Raw genomic sequence first — 16143 nt, forward strand, 5'->3', positions numbered from 1 at the left:
CTATCCGGCAACAGATTCACTCATTGTAGTAAGTCATCGGCAGTCGTTTACCATTTATGGTGATATCCCGCCAGACTCTGGGAGCCGAATCCAGTTGATGATGCACCAGCGCCTGCAGCAGTTGATCCTTATTGAATCCCTCCGGTAGCCGGGCTGTCGCAATCAACACCCATTTGTTCTCCTTAACGCCAAAGACCAGGCTCTCCCCATCGCCAAAAACATACAATACTTGCTCGGGCTGCCCATCCGCGTTGAGATCCTGATCCACCAGCACACACGCCTCCTGCTCAATACAGGAGGCGATCCGGTAGCGCTGCCCCTTTAAAAAAGTCCAAAACGCGTCATCGGGATTCTTGCTTCCCGGTGCAATCATCACCTTCGGCGCTAACTGCGTTGCCGTCAGCTCATTTACCAGATCGCGGTGCCCCCGCAGGATGGCATTCAAATCACGCCTGCGCTTGCTGTCTTTGTTGAAGGCATCGTCTTTTTGTAATGCTTCCAGTGCGGCGCGACCGGGTTTTCCGCTGTGATCCAGCATATACAGACTGACCTGGTCAGCCGTAATTTTCCCGCTGTAGTAGCGCCCCATATGGCTGTTGACGCTAATACGCCAGGCATCAATAACCGGCGACGACAGCAGAACCAACAGCCCCAACGCCAGCAACGAAACGCCAAGAATGACCGGCCCCTGAAGCTCAAGCGGATTGCGCCCGCGGCGTAAAATGCTGGCCAGATAGCCAAACGACCATACCAGCAGTACCACGACCACCAGCACGCTATACAAACGCTCAGGCGTCCAACCGTACTGCTGTATTCGCACCCACAGTGACCAACCGGCAATCAGCATATAGATGGGCGCGACAATCAGAGAGCATTTGATCAGGTAGCGTAACGCGCCAGGATAGGGTAACGCCTCTTTGTGCGGTTCACGCACGATAGCCATCAACAGCAATAGGAGCAGCGTCAGCGTTGACATCAGGCCAGCCGCTGACACGCGCTGTGAGATAGCGTCCAGTCCGGTAAAAGGCAGGGTCAGCATAAACACCAGCGCTAACAGTGCAACCAACGGGAGTAAACCCGTGGCAAGGAACGTCAGCAACTTTTGCACCGCAGCAACCAGACGCGACTGCGTACGCGCCAGTACCACTGCCAGTGCGGTAATCAGACCAAAGGCCACATAGCCAAACCAGTCGGTATCAAAGAAGAGCGTGCTGAAGAAGGGAATACCGACCAGCTTAAACATCTCGCTCCATAGCAGGAGCACCAGCCAGAACAGGCCGTTGGCGACAAAGACAATCAGCAACGTCAACGCATTAAGCCACAATTGCCGATAAAAATGCGGGTAACGCGCCTGCTCACGAGAGACATGAAGCGAGTACTGAATCCAGGGCAAGGCAAGCATCGCCATCAGCAGTAAGCGCCAACCGTAGAACATAAAAACTTCATGTTGCCGCCACTTATCACTGTCCTCGACTTGCCACTTTAGCCAGACGCTCATCGCCAGCACCACAACAAAGATCAGCGCCATCCAGTACCACAGCGCGCGTTGTTTGAAAGAAACGACAGTAAGCAAAAGTGCCGAGGTGATCGCAATCGTCGCAGGCATGCCATAGAACAGCCAGTCGTCGTTATGGGGAACCAGATATGTCATCAGCAGGTAGCATAATGCCCCCTGCAACAGGCCGATAAATATCATGCCCAAACGCGTCGTACGTGAAATTTCAGCACTATCCATGTCAGTTTCCAGAATGAAGGGAAAAGCTAATTATCGCATCAACTTCACAATTTTGAGCATTGGCAGGCTGATTTCAGACTAAAGCGACGGGAAGTGAATCGATATTGTTTATGTATGAGTTACGTTATTTTCTTACGTGAATGCGATTACACTCACAAGATTCCCGCCAAAAACACTATCCATTAACGTTTTAAGAACATTTTCCACAACAAAAAAGGGTTTCCTGCCATAATATCCGCCTCTTTGTGACAGGAGTCGCAGCGTATTCGGTTATTCGTGGAATTACCGGATGCGTAAATCTATGAGCCTTGTCGCGGTTAGCAATCCCTAAAAAACCTTACTATTCCAGGTAATACATATTGGCTAAGGAGCAGTGAAATGCGTGTGAACAACAGTTTAACCCCGCAAGATCTCAAGGCTTATGGTATCAATGACGTTCAGGATATCGTTTACAATCCAGACTACGACACGCTTTATCAGGAAGAACTTGATCCAAACCTGGAAGGTTACGAGCGTGGCGTGTTAACGAATCTGGGCGCCGTTGCAGTTGATACCGGTATCTTTACCGGACGTTCGCCAAAGGATAAGTACATTGTCCGTGACGACACCACACGAGACACACTCTGGTGGTCAGACAAAGGTAAAGGTAAGAACGACAACAAACCGCTTTCCCAGGAAACCTGGCAGCATTTGAAAGGGTTAGTCACCCATCAACTCTCCGGCAAACGTCTGTTTATCATTGATGCTTTCTGCGGTGCTAATGCGGATACCCGTCTTGCCGTGCGCTTCATTACCGAAGTCGCCTGGCAGGCACATTTTGTCAAAAACATGTTCATCCGCCCGAGCGACGAAGAACTGGTTGATTTCAAACCTGATTTCATCGTGATGAACGGTGCAAAATGCACTAACCCACAGTGGAAAGAACAGGGTCTGAACTCCGAAAACTTCGTGGCGTTTAACCTGACGGAACGCATTCAGTTAATTGGCGGCACCTGGTACGGCGGCGAGATGAAGAAAGGTATGTTCTCCGTCATGAACTACCTGCTGCCGCTGAAAGGCATTGCATCGATGCACTGCTCAGCAAACGTCGGTGAAAAAGGTGATGTGGCGGTCTTCTTTGGCCTGTCCGGTACCGGTAAAACCACGCTGTCCACCGACCCGAAACGCCGCCTGATTGGCGATGACGAACACGGCTGGGATGACGACGGCGTGTTTAACTTTGAAGGCGGTTGCTACGCGAAGACCATCAAACTGTCTAAAGATGCTGAGCCGGAAATCTACAACGCGATCCGCCGTGATGCCCTGCTGGAAAACGTCACCGTGCGCGAAGATGGCTCCATCGATTTCGATGATGGTTCCAAAACCGAGAACACCCGCGTTTCCTACCCGATTTATCACATCGACAATATCGTTAAGCCGGTGTCAAAAGCGGGTCATGCCACCAAAGTCATCTTCCTGACCGCCGACGCATTTGGCGTACTGCCGCCGGTCTCTCGTCTGACGGCAGATCAAACGCAGTATCACTTCCTGTCTGGCTTTACCGCCAAACTGGCTGGCACCGAGCGTGGCGTAACTGAGCCAACGCCAACCTTCTCCGCCTGCTTTGGCGCGGCATTCCTGTCGCTGCACCCAACGCAGTACGCAGAAGTGCTGGTGAAACGCATGCAGGCGGCAGGTGCGCAGGCATATCTGGTTAACACCGGCTGGAACGGTACTGGTAAGCGTATCTCTATCAAAGATACTCGCGCGATTATCGATGCCATTCTGAACGGCTCGCTGGATGATGCGGAAACGTTCCGTCTGCCGATGTTTGACCTCGCAATCCCGACCGAGCTGCCAGGCGTGGATACGCGCATTCTCGATCCGCGTAATACCTACGCGTCTCCGGAGCAGTGGCAGGAAAAAGCCAACGCGCTGGCGAAACTGTTTATCGAGAACTTCGAGAAATACACCGACACCCCTGCGGGTGAAGCACTGGTTAGCGCCGGACCGAAGCTGTAACGAAAAGCGTCGGATAGCGGTTTCGCCATATCCGGTCTACAGCAACAAAAAGGGAGGCATTTCGCCTCCCTTTCTTATACGTCTTTCGTGATACCCTGCGCGCGCGTGAAAGGAACCGGAAGCCAGGCGCGTATCGACAGCCCACCTCGCTCACTGGTCCCAATTTCCAGCATACCGTTATGGTTATCAATAATACGCTGTACAATCGCCAGTCCCAGCCCCGTACCGCTGGTGCTACGCGCGCTGTCACCGCGGACAAACGGCTGGAACAGATGTTTCCGCTGCTCCGGCTTGATGCCTGGGCCATCATCTTCCACCTGGAACCAGGCGCGATGCGCTTCCATACCGCTGCTGACCTTAATCCAGCCATTACCGTAACGGGCGGCGTTAACCACCATATTAGCAACCGCGCGTTTGATAGACAGTGGGTGCATCTTCACCTGAATGACGCCAGGGCGTAATGCAGTATCGATTTCACGCTCGTAACCACTTTCTGCCGCGATCACTTCACCTAATACCGAGTTCAGATCGGCCATCTCCATCGGCATCTCCTGACCAGTGCGCAGGTAATCGATGAACTGTTCAATAATGGCATTACACTCTTCGATGTCCTTGTTGATGGACTCCGCGAGGTATCCGTCTTCTTCGCCCATCATTTCCGTCGCCAGACGGATACGCGTAAGCGGGGTGCGTAAATCATGGCTCACGCCCGCCATTAACAACGTACGGTCATCGGCCAACTGCTTTACGCCGGCGGCCATATGGTTGAAGGCTCGGGTAACAGAGCGCACCTCAGAGGCGCCATATTCGCGCAGCGGCGGCGGAATAATGCCTTTCCCCACCTGTAACGCCGCATGTTCAAGATCCACCAACGGTCGGTTCTGAATACGGATAAATAGCCACGCGCCACCAATAGCCAGCAGCATGATCGCCAGCGTATAGCGGAACAGCGGTGAGAAGTCACCCTGATGTATTTCAGTGAGCGGCACGCGTACCCAAATGTTGGGCGACAGCCAGGTTTTCAGCCAGACGACAGGCGAGCTCTTGTTCACCTCAACGCGGACTTCCGTCGGGCCGCCCAGCTGCTGTGCCATCTGATGGCTTAAGAATTCATAGTGTTGCGCCCAACGCAGACCGGCTTCTTCAGCGGCCTCGTTGGAATAGAGGGAAATACCGAGCTCACGGTAAATTTCCCGACGAAATGCAGGTGGCACTACCAGTTGCGTACCGTCCTCCAGTTGCAGTTTATCAGTCATCAGCATACGGACTTCGTAGGCCAGGACCTTATTAAACTGCTGGAGGCTTGGCAGAATCGCGAAGTTCAGCACCACAAGGTAGGTCGTCACCAGGCTTGCAAACAGCAAGGTGACGATAAGCAATAACGTGCGAGCAAACGAACTTCGTGGCGAGAAGCGCATTCGCCTCATGCTTTAGAACCGTCCGGAACAAAAACATAGCCCAGACCCCATACGGTCTGAATATAACGAGGATGCGCCGGGTCTTCTTCCACCATACGACGCAGACGAGAAATCTGCACGTCGATGGAACGTTCCATCGCAGAGTACTCACGACCCCGCGCCAGGTTCATCAGTTTATCGCGGGACAGCGGTTCACGTGGGTGACTTACCAACGCTTTCAGCACCGCAAATTCACCGCTGGTGAGCGGCATAGGCTCATCTTCGCGGAACATTTCACGAGTCCCCAGGTTCAGCTTAAACTTACCGAAAGCGATAACAGCTTCTTCCTGAGAAGGTGCGCCCGGCAGTTCGTTCGCCTGACGACGCAACACAGCGCGAATACGCGCCAGCAGTTCACGCGGGTTAAACGGTTTCGGGATGTAATCGTCAGCACCGATTTCCAGTCCAACGATACGGTCAACCTCTTCGCCCTTCGCCGTCACCATAATGATCGGCATCGGGTTGCTTTGACTGCGCAGGCGGCGGCAAATTGACAGGCCATCTTCCCCCGGCAGCATTAAATCCAGAACCATCAAGTGGAAGGACTCACGGGTCAGCAGACGATCCATCTGCTCAGCGTTTGCGACGCTTCGAACCTGGAAGCCCTGCTCGGTCAGATAACGTTCCAGAAGCGCACGCAAGCGCATGTCGTCATCGACCACCAGAATCTTATAGTTCTCTTGCATTGTTATTACTCCCAAAGGTTCGCAACAATTAAGTGTATATTCTTAAGAAAGCTAGCGTGAGTCACCAGCGAATTCTGGTATGAATTCCAGGCTAAATTGTTACAAAGCATATTAAACAGCAGCTTAAGTATACAATGTTTCTCGCAATACATTATTTATTCTGTTGATATGCTCATGTAATACTAATTGTGCGCATCATCACAGAGTCGAAGGTAAAACAATAAGATGAAAACGCCCCTGATAACCCGTGAAGGGTATGAAAAACTCAAACAAGAGCTCAATTATCTCTGGCGTGAAGAGCGCCCGGAAGTCACCAAGAAGGTTACCTGGGCCGCAAGTCTGGGCGACCGCAGCGAAAATGCCGACTACCAGTATAATAAAAAGCGCCTGCGCGAGATTGACCGTCGCGTCCGTTATTTGACCAAGTGCATGGAGAATCTGAAAATTGTCGATTACTCCCCGCAGCAAGAGGGTAAAGTCTTCTTTGGCGCGTGGGTCGAGATTGAAAACGACGATGGCGATATCCGTAAATTCCGCATTGTCGGCTACGATGAAATCTTTGGCCGTAAGGATTACATCTCTATCGATTCCCCCATGGCGCGTGCGCTGCTGAAAAAAGAGGTCGACGATCTCGCGGTGGTGAACACCCCTGCCGGGGAAGCCAGCTGGTACGTGAACGAGATCGAATACGTGAAGTGAGACCGGAACAATCCGAAGCCCCTGCAGATGACTGGCATTTTTGCCAGTCAGTCCGTATAACTATCCCCTGATTTTTTATCCTATAGACGAAGCTATCCATGATGAATGATTCTTTCTGCCGCATTATCGCAGGTGAAATTCAGGCTCGTGCTGAACAGGTAGAAGCTGCCGTTCGCCTGCTTGATGAAGGGAACACCGTGCCGTTTATCGCACGTTATCGTAAGGAAATCACCGGCGGTCTGGATGACACGCAGCTGCGTAATCTGGAAACCCGTCTGGGATATCTGCGGGAACTGGAAGACCGCCGTCAGGCGATCCTGAAATCTATCGGCGAGCAAGGCAAACTGACCGACGACCTGGCGAAGGCAATCAACGGCACGTTAAGTAAGACCGAACTCGAAGACCTCTACCTGCCGTACAAACCTAAACGCCGTACCCGTGGACAAATCGCCATTGAAGCAGGTCTTGAGCCTCTGGCGGATCTGCTGTGGAACGAGCCGTCTCACGACCCGGAAACCGAAGCCGCTAAATATCTCAATGCCGAAAACGGCGTGGCGGATACCAAAGCCGCTCTCGACGGCGCGCGCTACATCCTGATGGAGCGCTTTGCCGAAGATGCCGCCCTGCTGGCAAAAGTCCGTGACTACCTGTGGAAAAATGCCCATCTGGTCTCCACTGTGGTGAGCGGGAAAGAAGAAGAAGGTGCAAAATTCCGCGATTACTTCGATCACCATGAGCCGATCTCCACCGTTCCTTCTCACCGTGCGCTGGCCATGTTCCGTGGGCGTAACGAAGGCGTGCTACAGCTTTCTCTGAATGCCGATCCACAGTTTGATGAGCCGCCAAAAGAGAGCCACGGCGAGCAGATAATCCGCGATCATCTGGGCCTGCGCCTGAACAACGCACCAGCAGACAGCTGGCGTAAAGGCGTTGTCAGCTGGACATGGCGCATTAAGGTACTGATGCACCTCGAAACCGAACTGATGGGCACCGTGCGTGAACGTGCGGAAGATGAGGCCATTAACGTCTTTGCCCGTAACCTGCACGATCTGCTGATGGCCGCGCCTGCGGGTCTGCGCGCCACCATGGGCCTCGATCCCGGTCTGCGTACCGGTGTAAAAGTGGCGGTTGTTGACGGTACCGGCAAGCTGGTCGCCACCGACACTATTTATCCACATACCGGTCAGGCTGCCAAAGCCGCCGTTGCCGTTGCGGCGTTATGTGAGAAATACCACGTAGAGCTGGTGGCGATTGGTAACGGTACGGCGTCGCGTGAAACCGAGCGTTTCTTCCTCGATGTACAGAAGCAATTCCCGCAAGTGACCGCACAGAAAGTGATCGTCAGTGAAGCCGGGGCATCGGTTTACTCTGCTTCCGAGCTGGCGGCACAGGAGTTCCCGGATCTCGACGTGTCATTGCGTGGCGCGGTGTCTATCGCCCGTCGTCTGCAGGACCCGCTGGCTGAGCTGGTGAAAATCGATCCGAAATCTATCGGCGTGGGTCAGTATCAGCACGACGTTAGCCAGACCCAGCTTGCCCGTAAGCTGGATGCGGTGGTGGAAGACTGCGTAAATGCCGTCGGCGTCGATCTGAACACAGCCTCCGTCCCCCTGCTGACCCGCGTTGCCGGCCTGACGCGCATGATGGCGCAAAACATCGTCGCCTGGCGTGATGAGAACGGCCAGTTCCAGAACCGTCAGCAGTTGCTGAAAGTCAGCCGTCTGGGGCCAAAAGCCTTTGAACAGTGCGCGGGCTTCCTGCGTATCAACCACGGCGATAACCCGCTGGATGCTTCCACGGTTCACCCGGAAGCCTACCCGATAGTGGAACGCATTCTGGCAGCAACCGAACAATCGCTGCGTGACCTGATGGGCAACAGCGACGAACTGCGCAATCTGAAAGCCGCCGATTTTACCGACGAACGATTCGGGGTACCAACTGTCACCGACATCATCAAAGAGCTGGAAAAACCAGGTCGTGACCCGCGTCCTGAATTCAAAACCGCGCAGTTTGCTGATGGCGTTGAAACCATGAACGACCTGCTGCCAGGAATGATTCTGGAAGGGGCGGTCACCAACGTCACCAATTTCGGCGCGTTTGTGGATATCGGCGTTCACCAGGACGGTCTGGTGCATATCTCTTCGCTGTCGAATAAGTTCGTCGACGATCCACACACCGTGGTGAAAGCGGGTGACATTGTGAAGGTGAAAGTGCTGGAAGTTGACCTGCAACGTAAGCGTATCGCGCTGACCATGCGTCTGGACGAGCAGCCGGGTGAAACCAATGCGCGTCGCGGCGGCGGGAACAACGATCGCGCTCAGGGCAATCGCCCGGCACCGAAAGCCGTAAAACCTCGCGGTCGTGACGCTCAACCCGCGGGCAACAGCGCGATGATGGATGCGCTGGCGGCGGCAATGGGTAAAAAACGCTAGTGTGACCTTTGTGCCGGATGACGGTGTCAATACCTTATCCGGCATATTTAATATATTCCCCGCTTTTCACCACAATATATTTATCACTTTATTAACAGATGAAACTTTAATTAAACATTAAGATTCTCAATAATTACCTTCACGAATCATTCGTTCCAAACCAGAATAAATGTTGAGGCATATCAAAATTGGCGCAAATTATTATCTAATTCCACATTCCGTCACATTTATTCTATTGATGATAGAAACCATTCTCATTATCATTGTTTTGTTGATTATTTACTCTTTCCTTACGTTGGCTAATCATCTGGTCTCATGCCGCCCTGTCGCCCCATGAGGTAATCATCCAGTTAGCGAGATATAAGTAGGTCCCTATGCAATTCACTCCTGACAGTGCGTGGAAAATTACCGGCTTTGCCCGTGAAATCAGCCCGGCTTATCGTCAGAAACTGTTGTCACTTGGCATGCTGCCCGGCTCCTCCTTCAACGTGGTACGCGTCGCCCCGCTCGGCGATCCTATCCATATCGAAACACGTCGCGTAAGTCTGGTATTGCGTAAGAAAGATCTGGCGTTATTAGAAGTGGAAGCGGTTTCCTGTTAATACAGTGAGTCTATAAAAATGAAAAAATTAACCATTGGTTTAATTGGTAATCCTAATTCCGGCAAGACAACCTTATTTAACCAGCTCACCGGTGCACGCCAGCGTGTGGGTAACTGGGCTGGTGTGACCGTCGAGCGTAAAGAGGGCCATTTCGCGACCACAGACCATCAGGTCACGCTGGTCGACTTACCCGGTACCTATTCACTGACGACGATCTCATCGCAGACGTCGCTCGATGAGCAAATTGCCTGCCACTACATTTTAAGCGGTGATGCGGATCTGTTGATCAACGTGGTCGATGCGTCAAACCTTGAACGCAACCTCTACCTGACGTTGCAACTGCTTGAGTTGGGCATCCCCTGCATCGTCGCGCTGAACATGCTGGACATTGCTGAGAAGCAGCAAATCCGTATCGATATCGACGCCCTTTCTGCTCGTCTTGGCTGCCCGGTAGTGCCACTGGTTTCCACCCGTGCGCGTGGTATTGAAGCGCTGAAGCTGGCGATTGATCGCTACAAGGAAAACGACACCGTCGAGCTGGTCCATTATGCCCAGCCGTTGTTGCAGGAAGCGGACTCCCTCGCCGATGCAATGACCAAAGACATGCCACTGAAACAGCGCCGCTGGCTGGGCCTGCAGATGCTGGAAGGCGATATTTACAGCCGCGCTTACGCCGGTGATGCCGCACAAAACCTGGATGCTGCCGTTGCTCGTCTGAGCGAAACGATGGACGATCCGGCGCTGCATATTGCCGATGCCCGTTACCAGTGTATTGCCGCTATCTGCGATACCGTCAGCAACACCCTGACCGCAGAACCCAGCCGCTTCACCACCGCAGTAGATAAAATCGTCCTTAACCGCTTCCTCGGTCTGCCGATTTTTCTGTTCGTGATGTACCTGATGTTCCTGCTCGCCATCAACATTGGCGGTGCGCTGCAACCGTTGTTTGACGTCGGCTCCGTGGCGATCTTTATCCATGGTATTCAGTGGATTGGCTACACGCTGCACTTCCCGGACTGGCTCACTATCTTCCTCGCACAGGGGCTTGGCGGCGGGATTAACACCGTCCTGCCGCTGGTACCGCAAATCGGCATGATGTATCTGTTCCTCTCCTTCCTCGAAGACTCCGGCTACATGGCGCGCGCCGCGTTTGTGATGGATCGTCTGATGCAGGCGCTGGGACTGCCGGGCAAATCATTTGTCCCGCTGATCGTCGGCTTTGGCTGTAATGTACCGTCCGTGATGGGCGCACGTACGCTGGACGCCCCGCGTGAACGTCTGATGACCATCATGATGGCGCCGTTTATGTCCTGCGGCGCACGTCTGGCGATTTTCGCCGTCTTTGCCGCGGCGTTCTTTGGTCAGAACGGCGCGCTGGCGGTCTTCTCGCTGTACGTGCTGGGTATCGTGATGGCGGTGTTGACCGGTCTGATGCTCAAACACACCATCATGCGTGGTGAAGCAACGCCGTTCGTGATGGAGCTGCCGGTGTACCACGTGCCGCACATCAAGAGTCTGATCATTCAGACCTGGCAACGCCTGAAAGGCTTCGTTCTGCGTGCGGGTAAAGTCATCATCATCGTCAGCATTTTCCTCAGCGCGTTTAACAGCTTCTCGCTCAGCGGAAAAATCGTCGACAACATCAACGACTCTGCTCTGGCCTCCGTTAGCCGTGTTATTACCCCTGTGTTTAAACCGATTGGCGTTCACGAAGATAACTGGCAGGCAACCGTAGGTTTGTTCACCGGCGCGATGGCGAAAGAAGTGGTGGTGGGTACGTTGAACACGCTCTATACCGCAGAAAACATTCAGGAAGAAGAGTTCAATCCGGCAGATTTCCACCTTGGCGACGAGCTGCTCGGTGCGGTGGATGAAACCTGGCAAAGCCTGAAAGACACCTTCAGCCTGAGCGTACTGGCTAACCCTATCGAAGCCAGCAAGGGCGACGGTGAAATGGCGACGGGCGCAATGGGTGTGATGGGCGAGAAATTTGGCAGCGCCGCCGCCGCGTACAGCTACCTGATTTTCGTGCTGCTGTATGTGCCGTGCATTTCAGTGATGGGCGCTATCGCACGCGAATCCAGCCGTGGCTGGATGGGCTTCTCGGTTCTGTGGGGGCTCAATATCGCTTATTCGCTGTCAACGCTGTTTTATCAGACGGTTAGCTACAAAGAACACCCGACCTACAGCCTGGTGTGCATTTTAGCGGTCATCCTGTTTAACATCGTGTTGCTGGGCCTGCTGCGTCGGGCTCGTAGCCGCGTAGACCTCGCACTGCTGGCGACCAACCGAACGGCAAGTTCCTGCTGCTCCAGCACCACTGGCGATTGCCACTAAGGTTATCGACAATGGCATCGCTTATTCAGGTTCGTGATTTATTGGCTTTGCGGGGGCGCATGGAGGCAACACAAATTAGCCACACGCTGCACACCCCGCAGCCGATGATTGACGCCATGCTGAATCAGTTAGAAAAGATGGGTAAAGCCGTGCGGATTCAGGAAGATGCCGACGGGTGTCTCTCCGGAAGCTGCAAAAGTTGCCCGGAAGGTAAAGCCTGTCTGCGCGAGTGGTGGGCTTTGCGCTAGTTTGATGCCGGATGGCGCTACGCTTATCCGGCCTACAAATAACTGCAAATGTTCAGGCCGGATAACTCGTTTATGCAGATATCCGTTACTTTAGAAACAATTCAGTTTCTGTTTTAACGCCACCAGCGCTGCGCAAAACTCGGCAGGATGCGAGATAAACGGCGCATGCGCCGCTTTGGCAAACACCAGTGACTCGCTCTGCGGCCACAGGGCATCGAGCATCGGGACGACTTTGCGCGGAACCAACCCGTCAAGATAACCGTACAACCGCAGGAAAGGCATTTCCACCGAGCACAATGGCTCACGCAAATCGACCGTTTTCAGGATCTCCAGTCCGCCATTGAGCACTTCGACGTTCGGCATGGGTAATGCCAACACCGTTTTCTTCAGCGCTCGCGCATCCTGACGGGCGGTTTCCGTGCCCATCGTTTGCAACGCCAGAAAACGCTCCACCGTACGCTGAAAATCTTCGCTCAACTGCTGCTGGAAACCTGCCAGCACGTCTGGCTTGATGCCTGGCCACTCCTCGCGCGCGCTAAAGCAAGGGGAAGATGCCACAGTCACCAGCGCCTGAACGCGCTCAGGATGGGTCAATGCGACCTGGCTCGCCACCAGACCACCCAGACTCCAGCCGAGCCAAATAGCTTTCTCCGGTGCCTGTTTTAATACTCGCTCAGCCATCTCTTCCAGCGACATCGCGCCGAAACCCTGGCTGCGGCCAAATCCTGGTAAGTCGACAAGATGCAGCGTGAAATGCGAGCTCAGTTCCTCGCTTATGCAATGCCACACTTGCGCATTCAGTCCCCATCCGTGCAGTAGCACAAGATGGCAATTTCCCGAACCCTGGGTCTGCCACCAGATGTCATTCATCAGTTATTGTTCTCTTTTAGCCTAACAGGATGTTTCTATGCTAACAGTACCGGGATTGTGCTGGCTATGCCGAATGCCCCTGACGTTAGGGCATTGGGGGATCTGTTCAGTCTGCGCACGGGCAACGCGTCAGCACGTCAGCCTTTGCCCTCAATGCGGACTCCCTGCCGCCCACGATGTCGTTCCCTGCGGACGTTGCCTACAAAAACCACCGCCGTGGCAGCGCCTGGTCACCGTCAGCAACTATGTTCCGCCGTTGAGCGGACTTATCCACCAGTTCAAGTTTTCGCGACGCAGTGAAATGGCCTCCGCCCTTTCACGTTTGCTGTTGCTGGAAGTATTACGGGCCCGGCGCGTCAGCGGTCTTCCCCCGCCGGACAGGCTGGTCAGCGTCCCGCTCTGGCAACGCCGGCACTGGCGCAGGGGGTTTAATCAGAGCGAATTACTGTGTCGCCACCTGGCGCGCTGGCTGGGCTGCGACTGGGACAGCCGGACCATCTCGCGGGTTCGGGCAACCGCCACCCAGCACCATCTCAGCGCCCGATTGCGTAAACGTAACCTGAAAAACGCCTTTCGCCTTGAATTGCCGGTGCAGGGACTCCATATGGTTATTGTGGATGATGTCGTCACTACCGGAAGTACCGTCGCGGAAATCGCGCAGCTGCTTTTACGCAACGGCGCGGCGACTGTCCAGGTATGGTGCCTGTGTCGAACCTTGTAGAGCCTCGATGATGGGCGTATTATAACCGAGTAAAATAGTCAACTATTAGGCCATTACTATGATCCATATTTCCGATGCTGCACAAGCGCACTTTGCCAAACTGCTGGCAAATCAGGAAGAAGGGACACAAATCCGTGTATTTGTGATCAATCCCGGCACGCCTAACGCTGAATGCGGCGTTTCTTATTGTCCGCCGGACGCCGTGGAAGCAACCGACACCGCCATTAAATTTGACCTGCTGACCGCATATGTTGATGAACTGAGCGCACCGTATCTGGAAGATGCAGAAATCGATTTCGTCACTGACCAATTAGGTTCTCAGCTGACGCTGAAAGCACCGAACGCCAAAATGCGCAAAGTTGCCGATGATGCGCCGCTGATGGAACGCGTGGAGTACATGCTGCAATCACAGATCAACCCACAGCTGGCAGGCCACGGTGGCCGTGTCTCCCTGATGGAAATTACCGATGAAGGCTTCGCCATTCTGCAGTTTGGCGGCGGCTGTAACGGTTGTTCAATGGTCGATGTGACGCTGAAAGAAGGTATCGAGAAGCAGCTGCTGGCTGAATTCCCTGAACTGAAAGGCGTTCGCGATTTAACCGAACACCAGCGTGGCGAGCACTCTTACTACTAACGACCAGACTTGTAGGCCCGGTAAGACGCATCCGCGTCGCCACCGGGCATCGATGCCGGATGGCAGCGTAAACGCTTTATCCGGCCTACGCCCTTACATTTCTCTGCACGTATCCTGTAATAATCCCCCTCATAATTTGACCAGCCTCTCATAATTTAAATTTTGCATGTCCAGGTGATTTTCAAGTGCAGCATGTTACCCGTATCATTCGTATCAGCACCCAAGACGCACATAACAGCCAGCTAAACAGATTAGTTTTACGGGCAATCAGCATTGGTGCTGTGAATACGCTGTTCCCGGTCGGGACAATCAGAATTTGTCATCTAAACACTGACGTTACCCATAACAAAGCAAAGGCCAGGTAAATCATGCCATTAGTCATCGTTGCTATCGGTGTAATCTTGTTACTCCTCCTGATGATCCGTTTCAAAATGAACGGTTTCATCGCTCTCGTCCTGGTGGCGCTTGCTGTCGGATTGATGCAAGGGATGCCACTGGATAAAGTCATTGGTTCTATTAAAGCCGGTGTCGGCGGAACCCTTGGCAGCCTCGCCCTGATTATGGGTTTTGGCGCCATGCTGGGCAAAATGTTGGCAGACTGCGGCGGCGCGCAGCGCATTGCGACCACGCTGATTGCTAAATTCGGCAAGAAACATATTCAGTGGGCGGTGGTATTAACTGGCTTCACCGTTGGTTTTGCCCTGTTCTACGAAGTTGGCTTCGTGCTGATGCTACCGCTGGTATTCACCATCGCTGCTGCTGCGAATATTCCGCTGCTGTACGTTGGTGTGCCGATGGCTGCGGCGCTGTCCGTAACGCACGGCTTCCTGCCGCCGCACCCGGGTCCAACCGCTATCGCTACCATTTTCCACGCCGATATGGGTAAAACCCTGCTGTTTGGCACGATTCTGGCAATCCCGACCGTCATTCTCGCAGGTCCGGTGTACGCACGTTTCCTGAAAGGCATCGATAAGCCAATCCCGGAAGGTCTGTACAGCGCGAAAACCTTCACTGAAGAAGAAATGCCGGGCTTTGGCGTCAGCGTCTGGACCTCTCTGGTACCGGTGATCCTGATGGCAATGCGCGCCGTGGCGGAGATGATTCTGCCGAAAGGACATGCTTTCCTGACGGTTGCAGAATTCCTCGGTGACCCGGTTATGGCAACGCTTATCGCGGTGCTGATTGCGATGTTCACGTTTGGTCTGAACCGTGGGCGTTCGATGGATCAGATTAACGACACGCTGGTGTCCTCAATCAAAATTATCGCGATGATGCTGTTGATCATCGGTGGTGGCGGTGCCTTCAAACAGGTCCTGGTTGATAGCGGCGTCGACAAATACATCGCTTCAATGATGCACGGCTCTAACGTGTCTCCACTGCTGATGGCATGGTCTATTGCGGCGGTTCTGCGTATCGCACTGGGTTCAGCAACCGTTGCAGCAATCACCGCAGGTGGGATTGTGGCGCCGCTGATTGCAACCACCGGCGTAAGCCCTGAGCTGATGGTTATCGCAGTCGGTTCCGGTTCTGTCATTTTCTCCCACGTGAACGATCCTGGCTTCTGGCTGTTCAAGGAGTACTTCAACCTGACCATCGGTGAAACCATCAAGTCATGGTCAATGCTGGAAACCATTATCTCCGTCTGCGGTCTGGTAGGGTGTCTGCTGCTGGGTATGGTGGTTTAATCGAGACGGCTTGTAGGCCGGATAAGGCAAAGCCGC

Annotated in this window: 13 protein-coding genes; 9 read left to right on the plus strand and 4 right to left on the minus strand. The window is 53.7% G+C overall.

The annotated features are described in order from the left end of the window. Positions 1-16: 16 nt before the first annotated feature. Entirely contained in the window at positions 17-1735 is a 1719-nt protein-coding gene (locus tag OGX91_RS07920) for a DUF4153 domain-containing protein (protein WP_199947419.1), read from the minus strand. 378 nt (positions 1736-2113) lie between these two features. Between OGX91_RS07920 and pckA the strand changes: the two genes are divergently transcribed. Next, positions 2114-3736: a phosphoenolpyruvate carboxykinase (ATP) gene (gene pckA, locus OGX91_RS07925; RefSeq protein WP_005121629.1), complete on the plus strand. Its 1623-nt coding sequence runs from the start codon at positions 2114-2116 to the stop codon at positions 3734-3736. A 74-nt stretch (positions 3737-3810) separates the two neighbouring features. On the opposite strand, the gene envZ is transcribed toward pckA, so the two are convergent. Then, entirely contained in the window at positions 3811-5163 is a 1353-nt protein-coding gene (gene envZ / locus OGX91_RS07930; protein ID WP_040231728.1) for a two-component system sensor histidine kinase EnvZ, read from the minus strand. Then, entirely contained in the window at positions 5160-5879 is a 720-nt protein-coding gene (gene ompR / locus OGX91_RS07935) for an osmolarity response regulator transcription factor OmpR (RefSeq protein WP_001157751.1), read from the minus strand. Before ompR ends, envZ begins: the two co-directional genes overlap by 4 nt. A gap of 225 nt (positions 5880-6104) precedes the next feature. Here ompR and greB point away from each other — a divergent pair, with 225 nt between their 5' ends. The 5 genes from greB to feoC all read left to right on the plus strand — a co-directional run bounded on the left by greB (position 6105) and on the right by feoC (position 12197). Then, positions 6105-6578, plus strand: a complete 474-nt coding sequence (greB, locus tag OGX91_RS07940) for a transcription elongation factor GreB (RefSeq protein WP_286625895.1) — start codon at positions 6105-6107, stop codon at positions 6576-6578. Positions 6579-6676: 98 nt separating this feature from the next. Then, positions 6677-9010, plus strand: a complete 2334-nt coding sequence (locus OGX91_RS07945; protein ID WP_040231727.1) for a Tex family protein — start codon at positions 6677-6679, stop codon at positions 9008-9010. 374 nt (positions 9011-9384) lie between these two features. Then, positions 9385-9612 (plus strand): ferrous iron transporter A, encoded by a 228-nt coding sequence (feoA, locus tag OGX91_RS07950; protein WP_003023519.1) that lies wholly within the window; start codon positions 9385-9387, stop codon positions 9610-9612. 18 nt (positions 9613-9630) lie between these two features. Further along, the gene (gene feoB, locus OGX91_RS07955; protein ID WP_188232006.1) at positions 9631-11949 is read left to right on the plus strand and encodes a Fe(2+) transporter permease subunit FeoB; all 2319 of its coding nucleotides are present in this window, start codon (positions 9631-9633) and stop codon (positions 11947-11949) included. Positions 11950-11960: 11 nt separating this feature from the next. Continuing rightward, the gene (feoC, locus tag OGX91_RS07960) at positions 11961-12197 is read left to right on the plus strand and encodes a [Fe-S]-dependent transcriptional repressor FeoC (protein ID WP_003023516.1); all 237 of its coding nucleotides are present in this window, start codon (positions 11961-11963) and stop codon (positions 12195-12197) included. Between the two features lie 90 nt (positions 12198-12287). Here the strand turns inward: feoC and bioH are convergent, their stop codons facing one another. Continuing rightward, positions 12288-13067, minus strand: a complete 780-nt coding sequence (gene bioH, locus OGX91_RS07965) for a pimeloyl-ACP methyl ester esterase BioH (RefSeq protein WP_005121623.1) — start codon at positions 13065-13067, stop codon at positions 12288-12290. A gap of 37 nt (positions 13068-13104) precedes the next feature. Here bioH and gntX point away from each other — a divergent pair, with 37 nt between their 5' ends. From gntX to gntT, 3 genes are all read left to right on the plus strand, one after another. Continuing rightward, a complete protein-coding gene (gene gntX / locus OGX91_RS07970) occupies positions 13105-13788 on the plus strand; it encodes a DNA utilization protein GntX (RefSeq protein WP_286625898.1) in 684 nt (227 codons plus the stop codon). A 58-nt stretch (positions 13789-13846) separates the two neighbouring features. Further along, positions 13847-14422, plus strand: a complete 576-nt coding sequence (gene nfuA, locus OGX91_RS07975) for a Fe-S biogenesis protein NfuA (RefSeq protein WP_005121621.1) — start codon at positions 13847-13849, stop codon at positions 14420-14422. A 368-nt stretch (positions 14423-14790) separates the two neighbouring features. Next, positions 14791-16107: a gluconate transporter gene (gene gntT / locus OGX91_RS07980; protein ID WP_003023507.1), complete on the plus strand. Its 1317-nt coding sequence runs from the start codon at positions 14791-14793 to the stop codon at positions 16105-16107. The last annotated feature ends 36 nt before the right edge of the window (positions 16108-16143 follow it).

This window comes from Citrobacter sp. Cpa228 (assembly GCF_030333085.1).
Lineage (GTDB): Bacteria > Pseudomonadota > Gammaproteobacteria > Enterobacterales > Enterobacteriaceae > Citrobacter > Citrobacter pasteurii.